Origin of the sequence: Actinocrinis sp., from assembly GCF_035650855.1 — a bacterium.
GTDB lineage: Bacteria > Actinomycetota > Actinomycetes > Streptomycetales > Catenulisporaceae > Actinocrinis.
Genome location: NZ_DASRGV010000303.1, coordinates 1 through 17,854 on the forward strand (window position 1 = coordinate 1; position 17,854 = coordinate 17,854).

Sequence of the window (17,854 nt, forward strand, 5' to 3'; positions counted from 1 at the left end):
CTTGTACGGTTTGCGCTCAGCCACCGGCCAAGCCCAGCACCTCCAAGCCCGCCGATCTGCCGAATACCCGCAACTCCGCACAATCTGATGACGCTAAAACGGCATAAGACTCACTTATTGCCCTCTGATAGCTAACTCGTACTACAGGACACGCTCGGCCAGGTCCATTGGCCGTTGGTTGCGATCGTCACCCCGAAGTTGTTGCCGCTGCCGTTGGGTTTGGCGACCATCACGTACTGGCTCGGCCAGGTCGCGCTGACATTCCACGTGTTGTAGACCACCGCGGGCGCGACGAGGTTCATCGTCACGGTCCAGGTGTTGGAGCCCGAAACCGAGACGTTGAGGTTGTACCAGTTGTTCCCCACCGTGCCGGCCGACAGCGTCGCGGTGCAGCCACCACTGCCTCCGCCTCCACCGCCTCCACCGCCCCCTCCGCCGCCGCCACTGGTGCTGTGGCTGACGGTGATGCTGTCGTTGCCGCTGCCGCCGCCCCAGGCTTCGGTCGCCAGGATCTGGTAGTTGAGCGAGCCGAGGTTCATCCCGTGGCTGGCCCAGGCGTTGAAGAAGTTCTGCGTGGTGATGGTGCCGCTGGTGGTGTTTCCCTGCCGGATCGCCAGGTACTGCTCGAAGGTGCAGTTGTTGCCGGTGATGCAGGGCTGGTTGACCTGCTGGTGCTCGTAGAGGTTGTACGTGGCGCCGTCGCTGGTCGTGGTGCCCATGAAGCTGCCCAGCGAGGGGCCGCCGCCCTGGTCGTCCTCGATCACGTAGTACTCGACCAGCGGGTTGGTCGACCAGCCGTAGAGCGAGACCAGCGTCGTGCCGCCGGAGGCGTTCAAGCTGCCGTTGAAACTGACCGTCTGGTTGCTGCCCGGGTTCCAGCCGACGCCGGCGACGAAGTCGCCGACGCCGCTCCACGACGTGGAGTAGCTGTTGCTGGAGTTCAGCGTGATGCAGGCCGACCCCTGGCCGTTGGTCCACATCTGGTAGTACATGCCGCCGTTGTTGCCGGTCTGGCTTGAGCAGATCTGCGTGGCGGCGCTGGCGCTACCGGGCGTCAAGGCCGTGGCCGTGGCCAGAGCCAGGACCGAGCCGAAGCCGACGAGCAGCCTGGAGAGGCTGCGTCTGCCGCGGTGCGGGTGAGCGCCATGTTGACGAATAGCGGGCATCTAAGCGTGCTCCTTCCTCGTTGAAGGCTCGCGGGCGCAGCGCGTTGCGACCCGGCGCGGCGGTAGGCGATCGGCGATGGCTACCGCGCGTCGGAGTCATGCGACGCGGTGAGTTAGCGGTCGCCGTGATCACGGCGACCGGAAAGCCGGGCTTTGGTGGGTGACCCGGATCGGCGTTGTTCGAGGGCTGCCGATGGCGAGAGTATCGATCAGGTTTCCGTGGTGAGTCAATAACTTTCGGACACATTTCGGAAATCCCTTCGGTAGAGGGTCCGAAATATTTCGATCATTCAGCTAGCCTGCAGCTGACGCAGGGTCCAGCCGTGGCCCGCGGGATCGAGGCCTTTTGTCGCCGCGGTGAAGATTTCCGCCGCGCGCCGATACGACAACCGCGCCCGGCCGGTGTGTGGGCAGCGATCAGCTGTGGGCGTGTCGGCGGGAGCACGCCGGTCGGTGAGGAACACCGGACCAGCCGCGCGCCCTGCCAGCAACAGCGTCATCAGGTGCGCCGTGGTGCCACGCCACTGCACGTCCCCGGCCCGCCGCCGACAGCGATCCACATCCCCGACGTTCAGGGCCAGGATGCGCTCGATGGTGGCTTCACTTTCGTGCACGACGTGCCACAGGGTCTGGTCCCGCAATGGTGCGCGCAGTGCGAAAACCCGGCGCACGTCGTCGATTTCCAGACGTCGCTCAACTGATGTATCAGCTTTTCGCCGCGCGATACCTTCCGTCGGGTCTGCCGTGATCCAGCCCTGCGCCAGCCACCAGGCGATCGCACTGCGCAGGATCGAGAGTTCGCGGTTGGCGGTGCGCACGCCGTGCGAATCGAAGCCCTTCGAATCGGAGCCCTGCGATGCAATGGCGGATGTCGCGAAGTACCTGCGCAGTCGCTCGCCGGCTTCGTCGAGCACTGCCAAGGGCACGATCGGTGGCTCGGCCCCGCGTCGCGCGCGGCCCTCGGGCGCGGCGCGGTCGACCAACGCCCAGGCCCACGTGTTCAGCGCAATGCGATAGATCCGCCGCGACGCAGCGCTCAGCCCGGCAGCGTCGAGGTACTTGTCGACCGCCACCGCATATTCAACCGGCTGCGTCACACCGCTCCCCAGTTCCCGCAGTAAACCATTATGCCTTCTTCCACCGCCATCCTCCCATCCCTCCACGCCAGCCACCAGTAGCGAGCTGTTTACTGCGATAACTCCAGCCATCTCAAAGCTTATGCAAAAAGACTCAACTTCAGCGCAGTAAAACCTTGTCCCGTGCCAAGCCGACGCCGCAGCCTCGCCCTATGCACCGCCGTCACCGCTTCACCGACGTCCTCGCGCAGCGAGACCTACGCTGGTTCGCCGCGGGCTACGCCACTTCCCGACTCGGCTCGGCGATGGCGCCGGTCGCGATCGCATTCGCCGCGCTTTCCGTGGGCGGAGCCCAGACCCTCGGCTGGCTGATGGCGGCCCGAATCCTGCCGGTCGTGGTCTTCTTGCTGCTCGGTGGTGTCTTGGCCGACCGGCTCGGCAGCCGGCTCGTAATGATCACGGCCGATGTGGTGCGTTGCGCGGGGCAGGCGGCCTTCGGAGCGCTGCTGCTCATAGGCCATCCGTCGCTCGCCGCATTGCTGGTCATCGCGACGGCCGTCGGGATCGGCGAGGGTGCGTTCACCCCATCCCTGCCGGCCTTGATCCCGCAGATCGCCGGGCGTGAACGATTGACCGAGGCGAACGCGCTACTCAGCGTGCTGGCATCCTCCGCACAGATCACAGGGCCCGTGCTCGGAGGTATGCTCGCCGGCACGACGAGCCCGGCCGTGGTGCTGCTTGCCGATGCCGCGAGCTACGCCGTCAGCGTGGTCGTCCTGATCAAACTCAGTGGACTGCGACCGCCCGCCTCGGCGCACAGCTCGCTGCTGCGCGACCTGCGCGATGGCTGGACGCAGTTCTCCTCGCGCGCTTGGCTGTGGGTCCCGACCTTGCAGTTCTGCCTGTTCAACGCGTTGGTGTGGGCTCCGTATCTCGTCCTTGGGCCACTGGTCGCCCAGGCTCGGCTCGGTGGCGCGAGCGCCTGGGGCTTCGTCATGGCGGCCAACGGAGCCGGAGCTGTGTCCGGCGGCATGTTCATCGCCAACCGCAAACCACACCGGCCGCTGCTCGTCGCCACCGCAACGACATTCGGCTACGCCGCGCCGCTCGCCGCACTGGCAAGCCCACTCCCGCTCGCCTGCGTGTGCGTGGGTGCGTTCATCGCAGGCTTCGGCGGCTCTATCGGTCAGGCGCTGTCGGCATCCACAACCCAGCGGCTCATCCCGGTCGAAACGCTCGGCCGTATCAGCGCCTGGGAAACGCTCGGGGCTTTCGCCCTCGGGCCGCTCGCGCTTGCGGCGGCAGGCCCTGTCGGATCAGCGGTCGGCGTCACACACTTGTTGACCTTCAGCGTCATCTGGCAAGTCACCTCAGTCGCGCTGATGCTTCTGGTCCCGTCGATCCGCCAGATTCGTTCGGTGCCTGAACCAGCCGACGAGCTCATCGCCGATCCGGCTCCCGCATCCTCGCTAGCCGGTCCGCATCCGTCCGCTGATCCGCATGCGTCACGGACGGCGTAGGGCGACCGCCGCCGCTATGCCGACGGCGGCGATTCCGGCACACGGTCCGCTGTAAACAGGCATGCCGAAAATGAGCGTGGCAATCGCGCCGCCAAGCGCGGCGACCGCGAGCATTGCGGCGCCCCGGCAGGCCGTGGTGCGCAGGATCAGGCGGCGGCGCTCGTGAGCGAGGCAGCGCGCGCACTGACAGCCTGCTTCTGGCGCCGGACCGGTTCCGGGGACGGGCTGGACGGATGCGGTGGACATGGGTCAGTTCCTTCAGTTTCTTCGCGTGACCGTCGCATCTGGCGCGGCATCACCGGGGACCGGCGGCGCGGCCTGGTGGAAAGGAGCGAAAACCATCGCGCACGTCCGTCGGCTCCGGGCCCGCCCATGGCTGTGGGGCGGCTCTACGGCCCCGCGCTATCCGAGCCACGCGGTCCGGGCCTTCGTCCGCCGACACCTGCTGCGCGTCTTCGCCGTCTTCCAGCTCTGCGCAACGGCGCTGCCAATGGACCGCTTTGTCTCTTTCCTCCAAGTACTTCTGATTGGCGAGCCGGTAGTTGTCGAGCAGCATGTCGACCTTGGCCTGGAGCTCCGAGATCTGGACGTCCTTGGCTTCGAGCTCGACGTCCTTCGCGTCGAGTCGCGACCGCAACCACTCGGTCAGCTCAGCCGGATAGGGCGGCGGTGCGGTCTGGGCCAGGCTGGAAGGCGCTTCTCCGCCGGACGAGGCGACAACGGGGATCTCCACGGTCGGCTCGTTCCGGGCCGTGGGAAGGTCGCCGGCTGCGCCGGCGGGGTTCCCCGCGGCGGCGAGCATGTCCCTGATCAGCCTCTCGAAGCGATAGCAGTCCTGCTCGGCCTTCTCTTTCAACTCGCGTTCCCGGCCGAGCTGCGCCCTGAGGTCCGTGATGACCATCTCCGCGGAGGCGCGTTCATCGCGCAGACGCGTTTCCACTTCGCGGAGCGCGAGTTCGGTGCTCGGGCTTGGCAAAGCACTTACCTGCCCGCTTTCCAGCGCCAATACCTGGGACTTGAGATTAGCGATATGAGCCTTCGCAGCGAGTAACTGATCGCTTATTCTGCGTTCTTGCCGCGCGTGCTCGTCCGCCTCCTTTCTGGCCTTCGCGAGTTCGGCTCTCAGTTTGTCGAAGGAGTCTTTTTCCCGCGCCATCTCGGCATTCTTGAGCAAGGTCCACAGGTAGACGATCATCGCCCGCGAGGGCCGCTCGAGTCCGTGGGCCCGGGCGGCGTCCTCGGCGAGCGCCTTGATGAACGTCCAGGGCGGCAGCCCCTTCTTGCAGCTCAGGTAGCAGGAGACGGTCGAGTAGTGCAGGTTGTGCGTCGCCGCGTACTCGCGCACGCTTACGTTGAGCTTGTTGAACTCCTCGCGCAGAGCCAGAGCGAGCGCGTAGTCGCGGGGGTCCATGGTTCTGGCGTCGAGCAGGGTGGGTCCAGTGGCGGCCACGTACGTCGTCCTCCTTGACGGACTGCAAAGCTCCGGCAGGTCCAAGACTGGACCACTCGGAAGTGTGAAGTCGCCGCCAAGGGGGATTTCAGTGTTGGCGATTGAGGATTCAACACCCGGGCGTATAGCATCAAAGCATTCAGTGTCGCGGCCGGTACGCGCAGTAAGCGCTACTGACGGGTAGTCAGGTAGCTAAAGAACCTAACCGCCAATCAGGGCCCTTGCTGCAATTAATGCGACTCTGACCGCCGTTTCCGTCGTGTGGCTGAAATACCGACATAACAGTGCAAAATTCGAGCCCCGCCCTGGCCCCGCCTACCTGCCGAGCACGTTGACGGTCCACGTGGCCGGATCGCTCTGGAAGAACGTGATGGTGTGGTAGTAGCCGATGATTCCACCCGCTTCGTTGACGAGGGACAGCGCTTGGGCGCCGCCTACGCCCAAACGGACATCGAATCCGTTCACGTCGTGCACGACGAGGACCTGGAAGCCCGCCTTGGTCACGATCCGTGCGGAGTGCCCATCGACCGTCGTGGTTCGTATGTCGGCGGCTGTCGGCCGCTGCCCAGCGATCTGAGTCTCGTAGACGTCGGGGAACGCCGCGCCAGAGTCCGCCTTCTGCACGGTCAACTCGAGGCCGGGCGAGTCGCCTGTCGTAGCGTCAAGCCCGCCGTACTCCAGTCCGGCGGCGACCCCTGGCGCAGGGCCGGCGCCGAGCGGATCGCCGTTGGCCGCCTCGCCCGGAGCCACTCCGTCGGCTCCCTCCGACGTGTAGGCGTAAGCCAAGGGAAGGCCCGTGGGCGGTTTGGCGAGGTGGAAGGGCATGGGCAATGCCCGATGACCGCCGAGGCTGACATGCTCGGCGACTCGAACCATGATCGTGGTGAGCTGATCGGCGCCCTCGCCTCCGGTGCTGGCGAAGAGCGCGGCCTGTCTGCCGTCCGCCGTCCGCCAATTCAGCTGCGCGTAATGCTGCGCGATCGCCTGGCTGCTGCCAGGGGCCGCGACCCACTTCGCGGATTTCAGCCCCGATACCGCCGTGCTCGTGTCGCAGGAGTAGACGGGACCGGCCGTCTGCGAACCGCTCTGATACACGAACGAACAGTCGGAGTTGGACTGCGATCCGGGCGGTGCGACGGTGACGAACAGGGTCGTCTTGCCGTCGCCGACGACCAGGTCGTCATGGAGCGCGCCCTGAGCACCTCCGCCCGTGATGTGGAAGCCCTTGGGCAGCCAGCCGAAGGTCACGCCGGTGGTTATCGGGTCATTCGCCGATTCCGTGCCGGACGGCGCGGTAGGCGAGGCCGGTGGGACCACGGCGCCGTCGTCGCTGCCTGACAACGGGCCGGTGATCAGCACCACCGCGAGCGCCGTGACGGCCATCACCGCTCCGGCCTGCAATCCCTGGCGGCGTCGGCGCAGTCGCCGGCCGTGGGCCCGCGCCCGGTCCAGGTCCAGCGCGCACGGCGGTTCCTGCAGGTCGACCGCGGGCCTGAGCGCGGCGGAGAGTTCGGCGTTGAGTTCGCTCATGATTCCACTCCTCCAGGACGGTCCTGGGCGACGATCATGCGGTCGAGGCCGACACGGGGAGAGCGCCGAGGCGAGCCGGAAGCCTGGCCGGTTAAGTCCGAGTTCGAACGCCCATCGGCCGGGTCCGCGGCGCCGAGCCGTTTACGCAACGCCGCCAGGGCGACCGAGGTCTGCTTCTTCACGTTCCCGGTCGAGCAGCGCAGCGCGTCGGCTGTCTCGGCGACGGACAACTCGTCGTAGTAGCGCAGGACCAGCACGGTGCGCTGCTTCGCGGTGAGCGTCAACAGCGCGGAGCGCAGGTCCAGCACCGCATCCACATCCGGTTGCACGACCGGCGTGTCCGCGCTCTCGCCGTGCGTCAGGACACGTTTCCACCAGTGCGAGCGCTGTTCGGCGAGGAAGGAATTGATCAGGATCCGCCTCGTGTAACCGTCAAGGTTCTCCAGCCGCCTGACCCGCGGCCACGCGGCGTAGAGCTTGGCGGCCGTGGTCTGCAGCAGGTCGTCGGCGCGGTGCCAGTCCTGACAGAGCAGGAATGCGACCCACCGCAGCCAAGGGGTCTTGGCGGTCACGTACTCGCAGTAGTCGGCATCGTGATCAAGCTCGGCGGCGGCCATCGGGCTTCCTTCCCGGTGTCCATATCGGTGACGTCATGCCACATCAATGCAACCGCTCTGCGATCGGTTGCCACCCACCCGGATTTCTCCCAGAAAGCGACCAGAGACGGCCAGAGGCCTTCACCTGTTCACGGTGAAGGCCTCTGACCCGGTGTTTCTCTGTCGGGGTGGCGGGATTTGAACCCACGACCTCTTCGTCCCGAACGAAGCGCGCTGCCAAGCTGCGCTACACCCCGGTAGTGCTCGGTCAGTCTAGCCGAGCGAAGGTGGATCGCGGAAATCCTTTGGTAGGCGGGTCGCGCGGTACGCCAACGAGGGTTAGCTGGCGTGCGGGAGCAGGGTAATCAGCGAGGCTTCCGGCGGACAGGCGAAGCGGACCGGTGCGTAGCGCGACGCGCCACAGCCGGCGGACACGTGCAGGTGGGCTGTGTGGCCTCCAGCCGTGTGGGTGTGCAAGCCCTTCGCTCGAGCGCGATCCAGGTCGCAGTTCGTCACGAGGGCGCCGTAGAAGGGCACACAGAGCTGGCCGCCGTGTGTGTGGCCCGCGAGGATGAGGGGGACGCCGTCGGCCGCCATCGCATCGAGGACGCGTAGGTAGGGGGCGTGCGTTACACCGATCGTCAGCGCGTCGTTGGCTTCGGTCGCCGGGCTGTCGTCGTTCTGGCGCTCGTTACTGCTGTAGCCGTCGCTGTACCCGTAGCCGTCGCCGTTCTCGTCCTCGGTGTCAGGCAGAGCCGGGTAGCGGTCGCGGCGGACGTGCGCATCGTCGACGCCGACGAACTTGAGTGCGCCGTGGCCGGGTACGTCGAGCGTCGCGCGCGTGTTGGTCAGGTCCAGCCAGCCCGCCTTCGTGAACGCGGCTTGCATGGCTGGCCAGTCGTTCTCGGCGCGCTTGCGGCGCGGGGCATGGGAACGGTCGCCGGGGCGCAGGTACTTCGCCGGGTTGAGGCGGCTCGCCTGGAAGTAGTCATTTGATCCGAACACGAACACGCCGGGCAGCGCCATGAGCGGCTCCAAGGTCCTGAGGACCTCGGGGACCGCGTCCGGGTGCGAGAGGTTGTCACCCGTGTTGACCACCAGGTCGGGGCGCAGCTCGGCCAGCGAGCTCAGCCAAGCCTGCTTGCGGCGCTGGCCGGGGACCATGTGGATGTCCGAGAGCTGCAGGATCCGGAACGGCTGCGCCTCCGGAGCGAGCAGCGGGATGCTGAAGCGGCGCAGCCGGTAGAGATTGGTCTCGACCCCCGCCGCGTAGGCGAGTCCGGCGGTACCGGCGGCCATGATGCCCAGCGGGATGGAGATCGATCGGCGCATCGGCCAAGTCTATCGGCGCCGCGGTCTTAGCACGCGGCGCTCGGAACCGCCGTGCGGTTCGGCTCCGCTTCGTGACACGCTTGGCACATGACCACGACGACGCTCAAGGACCGACTGCGCGCAGACCTCACCGCGGCGATCAAGGGCCGCGACGAGCTGCAGGCCGCCGCGCTGCGGATGGCGCTCACCGCGATCACCAACGAGGAGGTCGCCGGAACCGCCGCGCGCACGCTCTCCGAGGCCGAGACGGTCACGGTGCTCACCCGCGAGGTGAAGAAGCGGCGCGAAGCCGCAGAGGCGTTCGCGGGCGCGGGACGGGACGAGCAGGCCGCGCGCGAGCGGGCCGAGGGCGAGGTGCTGTCCCGGTACCTGCCGGCCCAGTTGACCGACGACGAGCTGAAGGCGCTGGTCGCGGACGCCATCGCGGAGACCGGGGCGGTCGGGCCGAGGTCGATGGGCGTCGTGATGAAGGCGCTGAACCCGAAGATCGCGGGCCGCGCCGAGGGCGGACGCGTGGCCGCGGCGGTCAAGTCGGCGCTCGGGTAGGGGTCGGATTAGGGCGAGGGCGAGGAAGAAGTAGGCGAGGACGAAGTAGGAAAGAGCGGAAACGGCTGCGGGTCCCGACTCAAGATGAGTCGGGACCCGCAGCCGTCAAAGTGCCTGACGGGAAGTCAGTCAGCGGTCAGTGACCCTTGCCGCCGTTTCCGTTCCCGTTACCGCCGTTGCCTCCGCCGAGTATCCCGCCGAGGAACCCTCCGCCGAGCAGGCCCCCGTTGCCGTTCGCGTTGCCGCCGCCGTTGCCGCCCTGGGTCGGGGTGTTGAAGCCGGTCGGCGCGGTGAATGCCTCCACCGGCAGGCCGGCCAGCGCTCCGGTCATCGCGTCGTTGAAGGTCGGCGCGGAGATCGAGGCACCGAACACCTGACCCGAGTAGTACGTCGGGCCGATCTTCAGGTTCTCCAGCTTCGTCTTGCTGTCCCAGTTGATGAAGCCGGTCCAGGTCGCCGCCGCCAGCTGCGGGGTGTAGCCGTCGAACCAGGTCGCGATGCTGGAGTCCGTCGTACCGGTCTTGCCGGCGACCGGGCGGGTGTCGCTCAGCGGGACCGCGCCGGCCGCGGTGCCGTACTGCACGACGCCCTGCAGCATCGAGGTCAGCTCGTTGGCGATGTTCGGGTCGAGAACCTGACGGCAGTTCTTGTTCTGGCCGCCGTAGTTCTTACCCGACACGTCCGTCACCTGCGTGATGACGTAAGGCACGCAGTAGGTGCCTTGCGCCGCGATCGTGGCGTACGCACTCGCCATTTCCACCGGCGTGATCGGGTTCGTGCCGAGCGTGAACGACGGGATCTGCATCAGCGACTTGCCGGTGTCGTTGTCGTTGTCCTGCGTGACGCCCATCTGCTCGGCGATCTGCGCCGGCTTGCACAGGCCGGTCTGCTCTTCCATCCGCAGGAAGTACGTGTTGATGGAGTTCGCGAACGCGTTGGGCATCGCCGTCTGGTGGTCGGCCATGTCGTCGTTGCCCGGCGTGTACTTGCCGCTGGCGGGCACATCCGGCGGCCACACCACCGTCGTCTGGTTACCCGCGCACGCCGCGAACTGGGTACCGGCGTCGTCGATCGTCGCGGGGGCGTCGATCACCTGGTTCGGGTTGACGCCCTGTTCCAGCGCGGCGAGGCCGACGAAGATCTTGAACGAGGATCCCGCCTGGAATCCGTTCGTCCCGTTGTGGGACTTGTCCGCCGACAAGTTGATGAACGTCTGGCCCGATCCGTTACCCATCGGTACCGATTGGGCCATCGCCTTGATCTGGCCCGATCCCGGTTCCACCATCACCAGTGCGGACGCGATGTCCCTCTTCGTGAAGTCCGATGCGTATACGCGCTTGGCGATCGCGGCGTCCGCCGACTTCTCGTCCTTGACGCTCATCGTGGTCTGGATGGTCAGGCCGCCGCGCTGCCACAGAGCGATGCGGTCCGCCTGCGTCTTGCCGTACGCGGAGTCCTGGATGAACGTGTTGTACACGTAGTTGCAGAAGAACTTGGCCGAGCCGTCCGCGGTGATGCAGCCGTCCTTCAGCGAGGTCGGGTTCAAACCGAGCGGGGCCTTCTCGTACTGGGTGGCCTGAGCCGGAGTGATGTAGTTCAGCGACGGGTTCGCCATGTCCATGAGCGCGATGTTGCGGCGCTTGAGCGCGTCCGCGGGGTGTGCGAACGGGTCGAACTCGGTCGGGCTGTTCACGACTGCGGCCAGCAGCGCGGCCTGCGGGACGGTCAGCTTCGCGGCGGTTGTCGAGAAGTAACGCTCCGCGGCCGCCTCAACGCCGTACGCACCGTTGCCGAAGTAGACCAGGTTGAGGTAACGCTCCAGGATCTGGTCCTTGCTGAGCGTCTTCTCGACGGCGATGGCGTACTTGAGCTCGGTGAGCTTGCGGGAGAACGTGTCCGCGATCGCGGCCTGCTGCTTGGTCTTGTCCGTTCCGGCTTCCAGCAGCAGTTCGTTCTTCACGAGCTGCTGGGCGATGGAGGAACCACCCTGCACGTTGCCGCCGGAGGAGTTGTTGACTAGGGCGCGCAGCGTGCCCTTAATGTCAATGCCGCCGTGCTGGTAGTAACGGATGTCCTCGATGGCCACGATCGCGTGCGGCATGTTCGGGCTGATCTGCGACATCGGGACCACGACCCGGTTGCCGAAGTCGCCCCAGGTGTACGCGATCACGGAGCCGTCGTCCGCGAGGATCTTCGTACGCTGCGGCAGCGTCGGCGTCTCGAAGTCGTTCGGCAGGTCCTCGAAATGGTCTGACGCGGCCTTCGCGGTGAGTCCGAAGCTGCCGACGAACGGCAGGCTAAGGCCGGCGATGAGGACCCCGGCCAGGGCGCTGACCATGACGAACGTGCCGAGGTGCGATATCAGCCGCCCGACGCCGCTCGCTCCGGAGTAACCAGTACGTCCCTTAACCATGCGGACCAGGGTACGTTCCGCGCCCGGCCGCCGGGGAGGGCGGGGCGGCTGGCGGCGAATCTGTGGCCCAGTTGCTACAAGCGAGGTAGTCCGGACGGGCCATACCAGATTGACCAGTTCGGGGACTGTCGAGGGCTGATGGTTATCCGTAATGTCGTGCTAGCTGAAGAGATCTATCCGCGGACGGTGCCCATGCGGGGACACTCCGGGGGTCTTCGGCAGCAGGGCGGCCGATGAGTCTGGGTCATCGGACGGAATTGGTAGGGCTAGTGCGACAAGTGCGGATGTCGTGCCGGTCATTCCGGTCGATGCGTGGTTGGTGCTGGTGCGGTCGCGAATGGGTTGCGCGCTGTGGCGGTGTCCACGAGTCGAGCGGTGTGCCGGCCGCCGTTGGGGGAGCCTCGATGCTGAGAGGACGGCACCGGAGATGATGGCAGGTTCGGAGAGTGAAGTGCCGGTGAAGGTGATGGTCGCCGCGGCGAGCGCGGTCAGGAACTGGGTGGAGGACTGGACGATAGCGGCGGCGTGCCGGGGCATGGACCCCGACGAGCTGTTCGTCCAGGGGGCCGCGCAGAACCGGGCCAAGACGGTGTGCGCGGCGTGCCCGGTGCGCACCGAATGCCTCGCGGACGCGCTCGACAACAGGGTCGAGTTCGGCGTGTGGGGCGGCATGACCGAGCGTGAGCGGCGGGCGCTGTTGCGGCGCCGGCCGGACGTGCGCTCGTGGCGCAAGGTGCTTGAGGGCAAGCGGGAGGCATACCTGTCGCGCCAGCGCGCGACGGTGTTCACCGCCGGCGGCTGAGCCGCCGCCCGTCACGACCGACACGTTGCTCAAGGGTGTGCTGTTCCTAACCGCCCTACGAGAACCGGCAGCGTGAGTACCAGGATGCACGGACTGAGCCCGCGCCGTTGGATGCGACGGTGCCAGGCAAGACGCCCTCGACGGACCACGGACTGACGGCGACCGACGATCCACGATCGTCCGCGAGCCTTCCCGACCGGCTCTCCACCCTCCAGCCGGATCGCAGGCGGCGCACCGCCGCCCTCGCCGTCAGGCCGAACGCGCGATGATCTCGCGTAGGCCGTCAAGGTCGTGGATGTCCTCCGCCTGCGCGGGCAGTTCGAGCATCGCGATCCCGGGATGACTGGCCAGGAAGCGGCCGGTCAGCCGGCGTTCCCGACGCGACTGCACGACGCGCTCCGCGTGCAGGCGCAGCAGCGCGGCCGCCAACTGCGCGGCCTGCGCCTCCTCCTGCGCCGAGAGCGGCGGCTCGGCTCCGTTCCCCGCGGCCCGACCGTTCGCCGCACCGTTCCCAGCCCCGGCCCCGGCGCCGTTCCCGCTCTTGCGCGCCGCGCGCTTCGCGGCCTTGCCGTTGGTCAGCTCCTCGGCCGCGGCCAGCGCCCGCTCAGCGGTGATGTCCGCCTGCGGCCGGTGCACTCGGTTGAGCACCAGCCCGGCCAGCGGCATCTTGTCCGTGGCCAGCCGCCGCGTGAAGTAAGAGGCCTCACGCAGCGCGTCCGGCTCCGGGGCCGCGACCACGACGAACGCGGTCCCCTCGGTCTGCAACAGCTGATAGGTGCGCTCGGCCCGCTCGCGAAAGCCGCCGAACATGGTGTCCAGCGCGGCGACGAAGGACTGCACCTCGCCGAGCAGGTTCGAGCCGAGGATCTTGCCCAGCGCTCCGGTCACCAGCCCGACCCCGCCGGTCAGCAGCTTGAAGGCGCCCATGCCGCCCACCTTCGCCGGCGCGGACAGGATCCGGATCAGCCGGCCGTCGAGGAAGGAGCCGAGGCGCTCCGGGGCGTCCAGGAAGTCCAGCGCGGACCGGCTCGGCGGCGTGTCCACCACGATCAGGTCCCACTCGCCGCGCGAGCGCAGCTGCCCGAGCTTCTCCATCGCCATGTACTCCTGCGTGCCGGCGAAGCTCGCGGACAGCGACTGGTAGAAGGGGTTCGCCAGGATCTGCTCGGCCCGCTGCGGATCGGCGTGATCGAGCACGATCTCGTCGAAGGTCCGCTTCATGTCGAGCATCATCGCGTGCAGCCGGCCGCCCTTGGACCGGTCGATTCCGGCCACCTCGCGCGGGGTGTTGTCCAGCTCGGTCAGGCCGAGGGACTGCGCCAGCCGCCGCGCCGGATCGATGGTGAGCACCACCACGTCGCGGCCGCGCTCCGCCGCGCGCAACGCGAACGCCGCGGCCGTGGTCGTCTTGCCGACCCCGCCAGAGCCGCAGCACACCACGATCCTGGTCTCCGGGGAGTCGAGCAGCCCGTCCAGATCCAGGTGCTTCACCGTGTCTTCGGCGCCGGCCGCGTCGGCACTGTCCTGGTTCACGCTGCCCTGGTTCACGCCGTCTCGGTTCACCCTGCCCCCGCTCACGCCGCCCCCTGCCGGCGCAGCTGCCCGGCCAGCTGGTCGAGCCCAACCCGGTCGACCCCGTCCGTCAGCAGCGGCAGCTCGTAGATCGGCGCCTCCGTGGCGCTCAGCTCCTCACGCTGCCCGGCCTCGAGCAGCACCCGCTGCGCGTGCTCGGTGGCCAACTCGGACAGGGCCTCGACCACCTCCGGGTCCGCCAGGCCGACCGGCGCGAGCCCGGCCTCCAGCTCAGCGGGGTCGAGCCCGCCCGGCTGCGCGGCCTTCTTCAGCCGGTCCTCCGGCAGCACCACCGGCCGGGCCTGATTGACTATCACCCCGCCGGCGGGCAGTCCGGCCTCGCGCAGCTCGGCGAAGCCGTCCAGCGTCTCCTGCACCGGCATCTCCTCCAGCAGCGTGACGAAGTGCACCGCGGTCTGCGCACTGGTCAGCACTCGCATCACCGCGTCGGCCTGGTTGCGGATCGGGCCGACCCGGGCGAGCCCGGAGACCTCAGAGTTCACGTTCAGAAACCGGGTGATCCGCCCGGTCGGCGGCGCGTCCATGACCACCGCGTCGTAGTCGAAGACACGATCGCCGGCCTGCTGGCTGCGGTCGTGCCCATGTGAGCCGTGCCCGTGACCGCTGTGCGTATGGCTGGCCCGGCGCCGTACCGCCTCGCACGTCTTACCGGTCAACAACACGTCACGGATACCCGGCGCGATGGTCGTCGCGAAGTCAATCGCACCGAACCGGCGCAGCGCGCGGGCTGCCGGCCCGAGCTTGTAGAACATGTCGAGGTACTCGAGCAACGCCTGCTCGGCGTCGAGGGACTGCGCCCAAACCTCGCCCCCGTCCGGCGTGACCGCGACCCGGCGCTCCTCATACGCGACCGGCTCGGCGTCGAAGAGCTGGGCCAGCCCCTGCCGGCCCTCCACCTCGACCAGCAGAACCCGTCGATCGCCCGGCCGTTTCCCACCCGCCGCCAGCGCCAGCGCCAGGGCGCCCGCGACGGTCGTCTTGCCCGTGCCCCCCTTGCCGGTGACCACGTGCAGGCGGACGGCGGGCCAGTCCGGCTTCGCGCGGCGCGCCTCGGCTGCATTCGTCACAGGCACGAGCCTAACCTCCCGTCGCGTATCGAGGCGCTGCGCCACCTGCCTACCCGTTAGGCTCTGGCCATGGCGAAACAGTGGGAGTACGTGACCGTTCCGTTGCTGGTGCACGCGACGAAGCAGATCCTGGACAACTGGGGCCAGGACGGCTGGGAGCTGGTGCAGGTGGTCCCGGGACCGAACCCTGAGCAGCTGGTGGCGTACATGAAGCGGGAGAAGCAGTAGTGACCGCGCTCGGTGAGGCCGCGGCCGGCACGCCCGAGCAACGCCTGGCCGAGCTGGGCCTCGAGGTCCCCGCGGTGGCCAAGCCGGTGGCCGCGTACGTCCCGGCCCTGCGCTCCGGCTCGCTGGTGTTCACCTCCGGTCAGCTGCCCACGATCGACGGCAAGCTGCCCGCGACCGGAAAGGTCGGCGCCGAGGTCAGCGCGGAGGAAGCCAAACAGCTCGCCGAGCGCTGCGCGCTCAACGCGCTGGCCGCGGTCAAGGCGGAGATCGGGGAGCTGTCCCGGGTCCGCCGGGTGGTCAAGGTCGTCGGTTTCGTCGCCTCCGCACCGGACTTCACCGGCCAGCCCGCCGTCATCAACGGCGCGAGCGAGCTGCTCGGCAAGGTCTTCGGCGAGGCCGGGGCCCACGCGCGTTCCGCGGTCGGCGTCGCGGTGCTGCCGCTGGACGCCCCGGTCGAGGTCGAGCTGACCGTCGAGATCGACAGCTTCGAAGTCGACAGCGCCCCTGACAACCGCGGGCCGGACGGGGTGGCCTGATTACCGGGGCCGGTACCGGCCCTGCCGGTTCAGGTCCGTTCAGCTCCCGCTCAACCGGCGCGGGTTCAGCCGGTGCGGGTTCGCGGGTCGTCTCCGGACCGGTGACGCCGCGCGCCACGCTGGTGCTGGCCCCGAATCCGTCGCCGATGACGCTCGACGGCACCAATACCTGGGTGCTCATCGAACCCGGGTCGACCGACGCACTTGTCGTCGACCCGGGCCCGATGCATGTGGGCCATCTCACCGCGATCCTTGACCGCGTTAAGGAAGCTGGGGCGCGCGTTACCTCCATCGCTTTGACGCACGGTCATCCCGACCACGCCGAGGCTGCGCGGGAGTTCAGCGCCTTCACCAATGCTCCGGTCCACGCGCTCGACCCGGCGAACCGGCTCGGCTCGGAAGGGCTCGGCGACGGCGACGTGCTCAAGGTCGGCGACCTGGAGCTGCGTGTCGTCGCGACACCAGGCCACACCGGCGACTCACTCTCTTTCCTCATCCCGGCCGACCGCGCGCTTTTGACCGGTGACACCGTCCTCGGACGCGGTACGACGGTCGTGGCGCACCCTGACGGGCGCCTCGCGGACTACTTCGACTCGCTCGCCCGCATCCGCCGCATGACCGAATCCGAAGACGTCGGGACAATCCTTCCTGGGCACGGACCGGTCGTCGCCAATCCGCGCACAGCCGTCGAGTTCTACCTCACGCACCGAGCCGCACGCCTCGCGCAAGTCGAGGCAGCGCGTTCGGCGGGAGACCGCACGGCCGCGCAGATCGTCCGGCGCGTCTACGCCGACGTCGACCGCGGCCTGTGGCCGGCTGCCGAGCTTTCGGTGCTCGCGCAGCTGGAATACCTAGACGCGAAGAAGGACGCGTAAGCGCGTAAAGCGGGACGCGGACGCGTTACCGCGCGCGGCGCGCCAAACGCACCGTGTCGAGCAGCACGACCGCGCGCGCTTCCAGCTTGATCCAGCCACGCTGCGCGAAGTCCGCCAAGGCCTTGTTGACGGTCTCCCGGGAGGCGCCGACCAGCTGCGCCAGTTCCTCCTGGGTCAGGTCGTGCGAGACCTTGATCCCTTCCTGGTCGTCACCAGCCGGCTGCCCGAACCGGGTCGACAGGTCCAGCAGCGCCTTCGCGACACGGCCGGGCACATCGGAGAAGACCAGGTCGGCCAGCGTCTCGTTGGTCCGCCGCAGCCGGCGCGCCATCGCCCGCAGCAGCGCGCGGGCCACCTCGGGCCGGGTCGAGAGCCACGGCTGCAGCTCGGTGTGGCCGAGCGCGAGCAGCCGGGTCGAGGTCAGCGCGGTCGCGGTCGAGGTGCGCGGCCCCGGGTCGAACAGTGAGAGCTCGCCGAACATGTCGCCCGGGCCGAGCACCGCGGTCAGGTTCTCCCGGCCGTCCCCGGAGGAGCGGCCCAGCTTGATCTTGCCCTCGACCACCACGTACAGCGCGTCACCCGGGTCGCCTTCGTGGAACAGCGCGTCGCCGCGGCTCAGCGCGATCTCCGTCATCGACTTGAGCAGCGAGTTGGACGCCTCTTCATCCAGCGCGGCGAACAACGGGCTCCGGCGCAGCACGTCCTCCACTGTCGAACCCTCCATCGGCCTCACGGCCGTTCTCCTGCGGTCCTGGTCGCCGGTCGCGCGTTGTGACTCGACGCCGGCCCGCAATCTGTTATGCCTCTGCATCGAACAGTGTGGCCTACCACACGCTATTTCACATACTCGGGAACGCCACACCTCAATCCTGCCGAGTACCGTAACGTGCCCCGAAGCCGTCCCGACCATCTACGCTTGCCGAATGAGCATGGCCGGTGAGACGACTGAGAAGACGCCCGAGACACACGAGACCCCGTTGGCTCTCACGCGCAGGGCACGGCGGATCAACCGGGCGCTCGCCGAGATTTATCCCGATGCTCATTGCGAGCTCGACTTCGAATCGGCCTTCCAGCTCCTCTGCGCTGTCGTGCTCTCCGCGCAGACCACCGACGTGCGCGTCAAC

At 68.0% G+C, this 17,854-nt stretch carries 17 protein-coding genes, 1 tRNA gene and 1 pseudogene; 7 read left to right on the forward strand and 12 right to left on the reverse strand.

The genetic code is table 11. The features are described from left to right. Nucleotides 1–131 precede the first annotated feature (131 nt). Together VFB40_RS21585 and VFB40_RS21590 are read right to left on the reverse strand one after the other, a co-directional pair. A complete protein-coding gene (locus tag VFB40_RS21585) occupies nt 132–1,166 on the reverse strand; it encodes a glycoside hydrolase family 11 protein (RefSeq protein ID WP_324853484.1) in 1,035 nt (344 codons plus the stop codon). A 290-nt stretch (nt 1,167–1,456) separates the two neighbouring features. Next, nucleotides 1,457–2,263 (reverse strand): site-specific integrase, encoded by an 807-nt coding sequence (locus VFB40_RS21590; RefSeq protein WP_324853486.1) that lies wholly within the window; start codon nt 2,261–2,263, stop codon nt 1,457–1,459. 155 nt (nt 2,264–2,418) lie between these two features. Between VFB40_RS21590 and VFB40_RS21595 the strand changes: the two genes are divergently transcribed. Beyond that, nucleotides 2,419–3,762, forward strand: a complete 1,344-nt coding sequence (locus VFB40_RS21595; RefSeq protein ID WP_324853488.1) for an MFS transporter — start codon at nt 2,419–2,421, stop codon at nt 3,760–3,762. Here VFB40_RS21595 and VFB40_RS21600 read toward each other — a convergent pair. The 6 genes from VFB40_RS21600 to VFB40_RS21625 all read right to left on the reverse strand — a co-directional run bounded on the left by VFB40_RS21600 (nt 3,748) and on the right by VFB40_RS21625 (nt 8,670). Continuing rightward, nucleotides 3,748–4,008 (reverse strand): hypothetical protein, encoded by a 261-nt coding sequence (locus VFB40_RS21600; RefSeq protein WP_324853490.1) that lies wholly within the window; start codon nt 4,006–4,008, stop codon nt 3,748–3,750. The genes VFB40_RS21595 and VFB40_RS21600 overlap by 15 nt on opposite strands. Nucleotides 4,009–4,057: 49 nt before the next feature. After that, nucleotides 4,058–5,212, reverse strand: coding sequence for a hypothetical protein (locus tag VFB40_RS21605; RefSeq protein WP_324853493.1), 1,155 nt, complete (start codon nt 5,210–5,212; stop codon nt 4,058–4,060). Nucleotides 5,213–5,527: 315 nt separating this feature from the next. After that, nucleotides 5,528–6,742 (reverse strand): hypothetical protein, encoded by a 1,215-nt coding sequence (locus tag VFB40_RS21610; protein ID WP_324853495.1) that lies wholly within the window; start codon nt 6,740–6,742, stop codon nt 5,528–5,530. Continuing rightward, the gene (locus tag VFB40_RS21615; protein ID WP_324853497.1) at nt 6,739–7,359 is read right to left on the reverse strand and encodes a SigE family RNA polymerase sigma factor; all 621 of its coding nucleotides are present in this window, start codon (nt 7,357–7,359) and stop codon (nt 6,739–6,741) included. Before VFB40_RS21615 ends, VFB40_RS21610 begins: the two co-directional genes overlap by 4 nt. A gap of 162 nt (nt 7,360–7,521) precedes the next feature. Continuing rightward, a tRNA-Pro gene (locus tag VFB40_RS21620) sits at nt 7,522–7,595 on the reverse strand. Nucleotides 7,596–7,677: 82 nt separating this feature from the next. After that, complete coding sequence (locus VFB40_RS21625) at nt 7,678–8,670, reverse strand: metallophosphoesterase (protein ID WP_324853499.1); 993 nt, start codon at nt 8,668–8,670, stop codon at nt 7,678–7,680. An 87-nt stretch (nt 8,671–8,757) separates the two neighbouring features. Here VFB40_RS21625 and VFB40_RS21630 point away from each other — a divergent pair, with 87 nt between their 5' ends. Continuing rightward, a complete protein-coding gene (locus VFB40_RS21630) occupies nt 8,758–9,216 on the forward strand; it encodes a GatB/YqeY domain-containing protein (protein ID WP_324853501.1) in 459 nt (152 codons plus the stop codon). A gap of 136 nt (nt 9,217–9,352) precedes the next feature. Here VFB40_RS21630 and VFB40_RS21635 read toward each other — a convergent pair whose 3' ends face one another. Continuing rightward, entirely contained in the window at nt 9,353–11,629 is a 2,277-nt protein-coding gene (locus tag VFB40_RS21635; protein WP_324853503.1) for a transglycosylase domain-containing protein, read from the reverse strand. A 466-nt stretch (nt 11,630–12,095) separates the two neighbouring features. Between VFB40_RS21635 and VFB40_RS21640 the strand changes: the two genes are divergently transcribed. Beyond that, nucleotides 12,096–12,431: a WhiB family transcriptional regulator gene (locus VFB40_RS21640; RefSeq protein WP_324841250.1), complete on the forward strand. Its 336-nt coding sequence runs from the start codon at nt 12,096–12,098 to the stop codon at nt 12,429–12,431. 249 nt (nt 12,432–12,680) lie between these two features. Here VFB40_RS21640 and bagB read toward each other — a convergent pair whose 3' ends face one another. Continuing rightward, the gene (bagB, locus tag VFB40_RS21645; protein ID WP_414642127.1) at nt 12,681–13,964 is read right to left on the reverse strand and encodes an ArsA family ATPase; all 1,284 of its coding nucleotides are present in this window, start codon (nt 13,962–13,964) and stop codon (nt 12,681–12,683) included. Nucleotides 13,965–14,005: 41 nt separating this feature from the next. Beyond that, entirely contained in the window at nt 14,006–15,091 is a 1,086-nt protein-coding gene (gene bagA / locus VFB40_RS21650; RefSeq protein ID WP_324853507.1) for an ATPase BagA, read from the reverse strand. A 69-nt stretch (nt 15,092–15,160) separates the two neighbouring features. Between bagA and sp36 the strand changes: the two genes are divergently transcribed. The 3 genes from sp36 (at nt 15,161) to VFB40_RS21665 (ending at nt 16,730) form a co-directional block, all read left to right on the forward strand. Continuing rightward, the gene (gene sp36 / locus VFB40_RS21655) at nt 15,161–15,319 is read left to right on the forward strand and encodes a Sp36 family protein (RefSeq protein WP_324841239.1); all 159 of its coding nucleotides are present in this window, start codon (nt 15,161–15,163) and stop codon (nt 15,317–15,319) included. Further along, on the forward strand, nt 15,319–15,855 hold the full coding sequence (locus tag VFB40_RS21660) for a RidA family protein (RefSeq protein ID WP_324853509.1): 537 nt from the start codon (nt 15,319–15,321) through the stop codon (nt 15,853–15,855). The genes sp36 and VFB40_RS21660 overlap by 1 nt, the downstream gene beginning before the upstream one ends. A gap of 146 nt (nt 15,856–16,001) precedes the next feature. Next, nucleotides 16,002–16,730, forward strand: coding sequence for an MBL fold metallo-hydrolase (locus VFB40_RS21665; protein ID WP_349261586.1), 729 nt, complete (start codon nt 16,002–16,004; stop codon nt 16,728–16,730). A gap of 25 nt (nt 16,731–16,755) precedes the next feature. Here VFB40_RS21665 and VFB40_RS21670 read toward each other — a convergent pair whose 3' ends face one another. Further along, nucleotides 16,756–17,439, reverse strand: a complete 684-nt coding sequence (locus VFB40_RS21670) for a Crp/Fnr family transcriptional regulator (RefSeq protein ID WP_324841251.1) — start codon at nt 17,437–17,439, stop codon at nt 16,756–16,758. 214 nt (nt 17,440–17,653) lie between these two features. Here VFB40_RS21670 and VFB40_RS21675 point away from each other — a divergent pair. Beyond that, nucleotides 17,654–17,854 (forward strand): annotated as a pseudogene (locus VFB40_RS21675) (endonuclease III); the annotation flags it as partial.

Excerpts from the sequence above, each read along its gene's own strand:
- VFB40_RS21610 (WP_324853495.1), bottom strand. The coding sequence starts at position 6,742 with ATGAGCGAACTCAACGCCGAACTCTCCGCCGCGCTCAGGCCCGCGGTC.
- VFB40_RS21640 (WP_324841250.1), top strand. The coding sequence starts at position 12,096 with ATGGTCGCCGCGGCGAGCGCGGTCAGGAACTGGGTGGAGGACTGGACG.
- VFB40_RS21630 (WP_324853501.1), top strand. The coding sequence starts at position 8,758 with ATGACCACGACGACGCTCAAGGACCGACTGCGCGCAGACCTCACCGCG.
- VFB40_RS21635 (WP_324853503.1), bottom strand. The coding sequence starts at position 11,629 with ATGGTTAAGGGACGTACTGGTTACTCCGGAGCGAGCGGCGTCGGGCGG.
- sp36 (WP_324841239.1), top strand. The coding sequence starts at position 15,161 with ATGGCGAAACAGTGGGAGTACGTGACCGTTCCGTTGCTGGTGCACGCG.
- VFB40_RS21625 (WP_324853499.1), bottom strand. The coding sequence starts at position 8,670 with ATGCGCCGATCGATCTCCATCCCGCTGGGCATCATGGCCGCCGGTACC.
- VFB40_RS21665 (WP_349261586.1), top strand. The coding sequence starts at position 16,002 with ATGACGCTCGACGGCACCAATACCTGGGTGCTCATCGAACCCGGGTCG.
- VFB40_RS21600 (WP_324853490.1), bottom strand. The coding sequence starts at position 4,008 with ATGTCCACCGCATCCGTCCAGCCCGTCCCCGGAACCGGTCCGGCGCCA.
- VFB40_RS21615 (WP_324853497.1), bottom strand. The coding sequence starts at position 7,359 with ATGGCCGCCGCCGAGCTTGATCACGATGCCGACTACTGCGAGTACGTG.
- VFB40_RS21585 (WP_324853484.1), bottom strand. The coding sequence starts at position 1,166 with ATGCCCGCTATTCGTCAACATGGCGCTCACCCGCACCGCGGCAGACGC.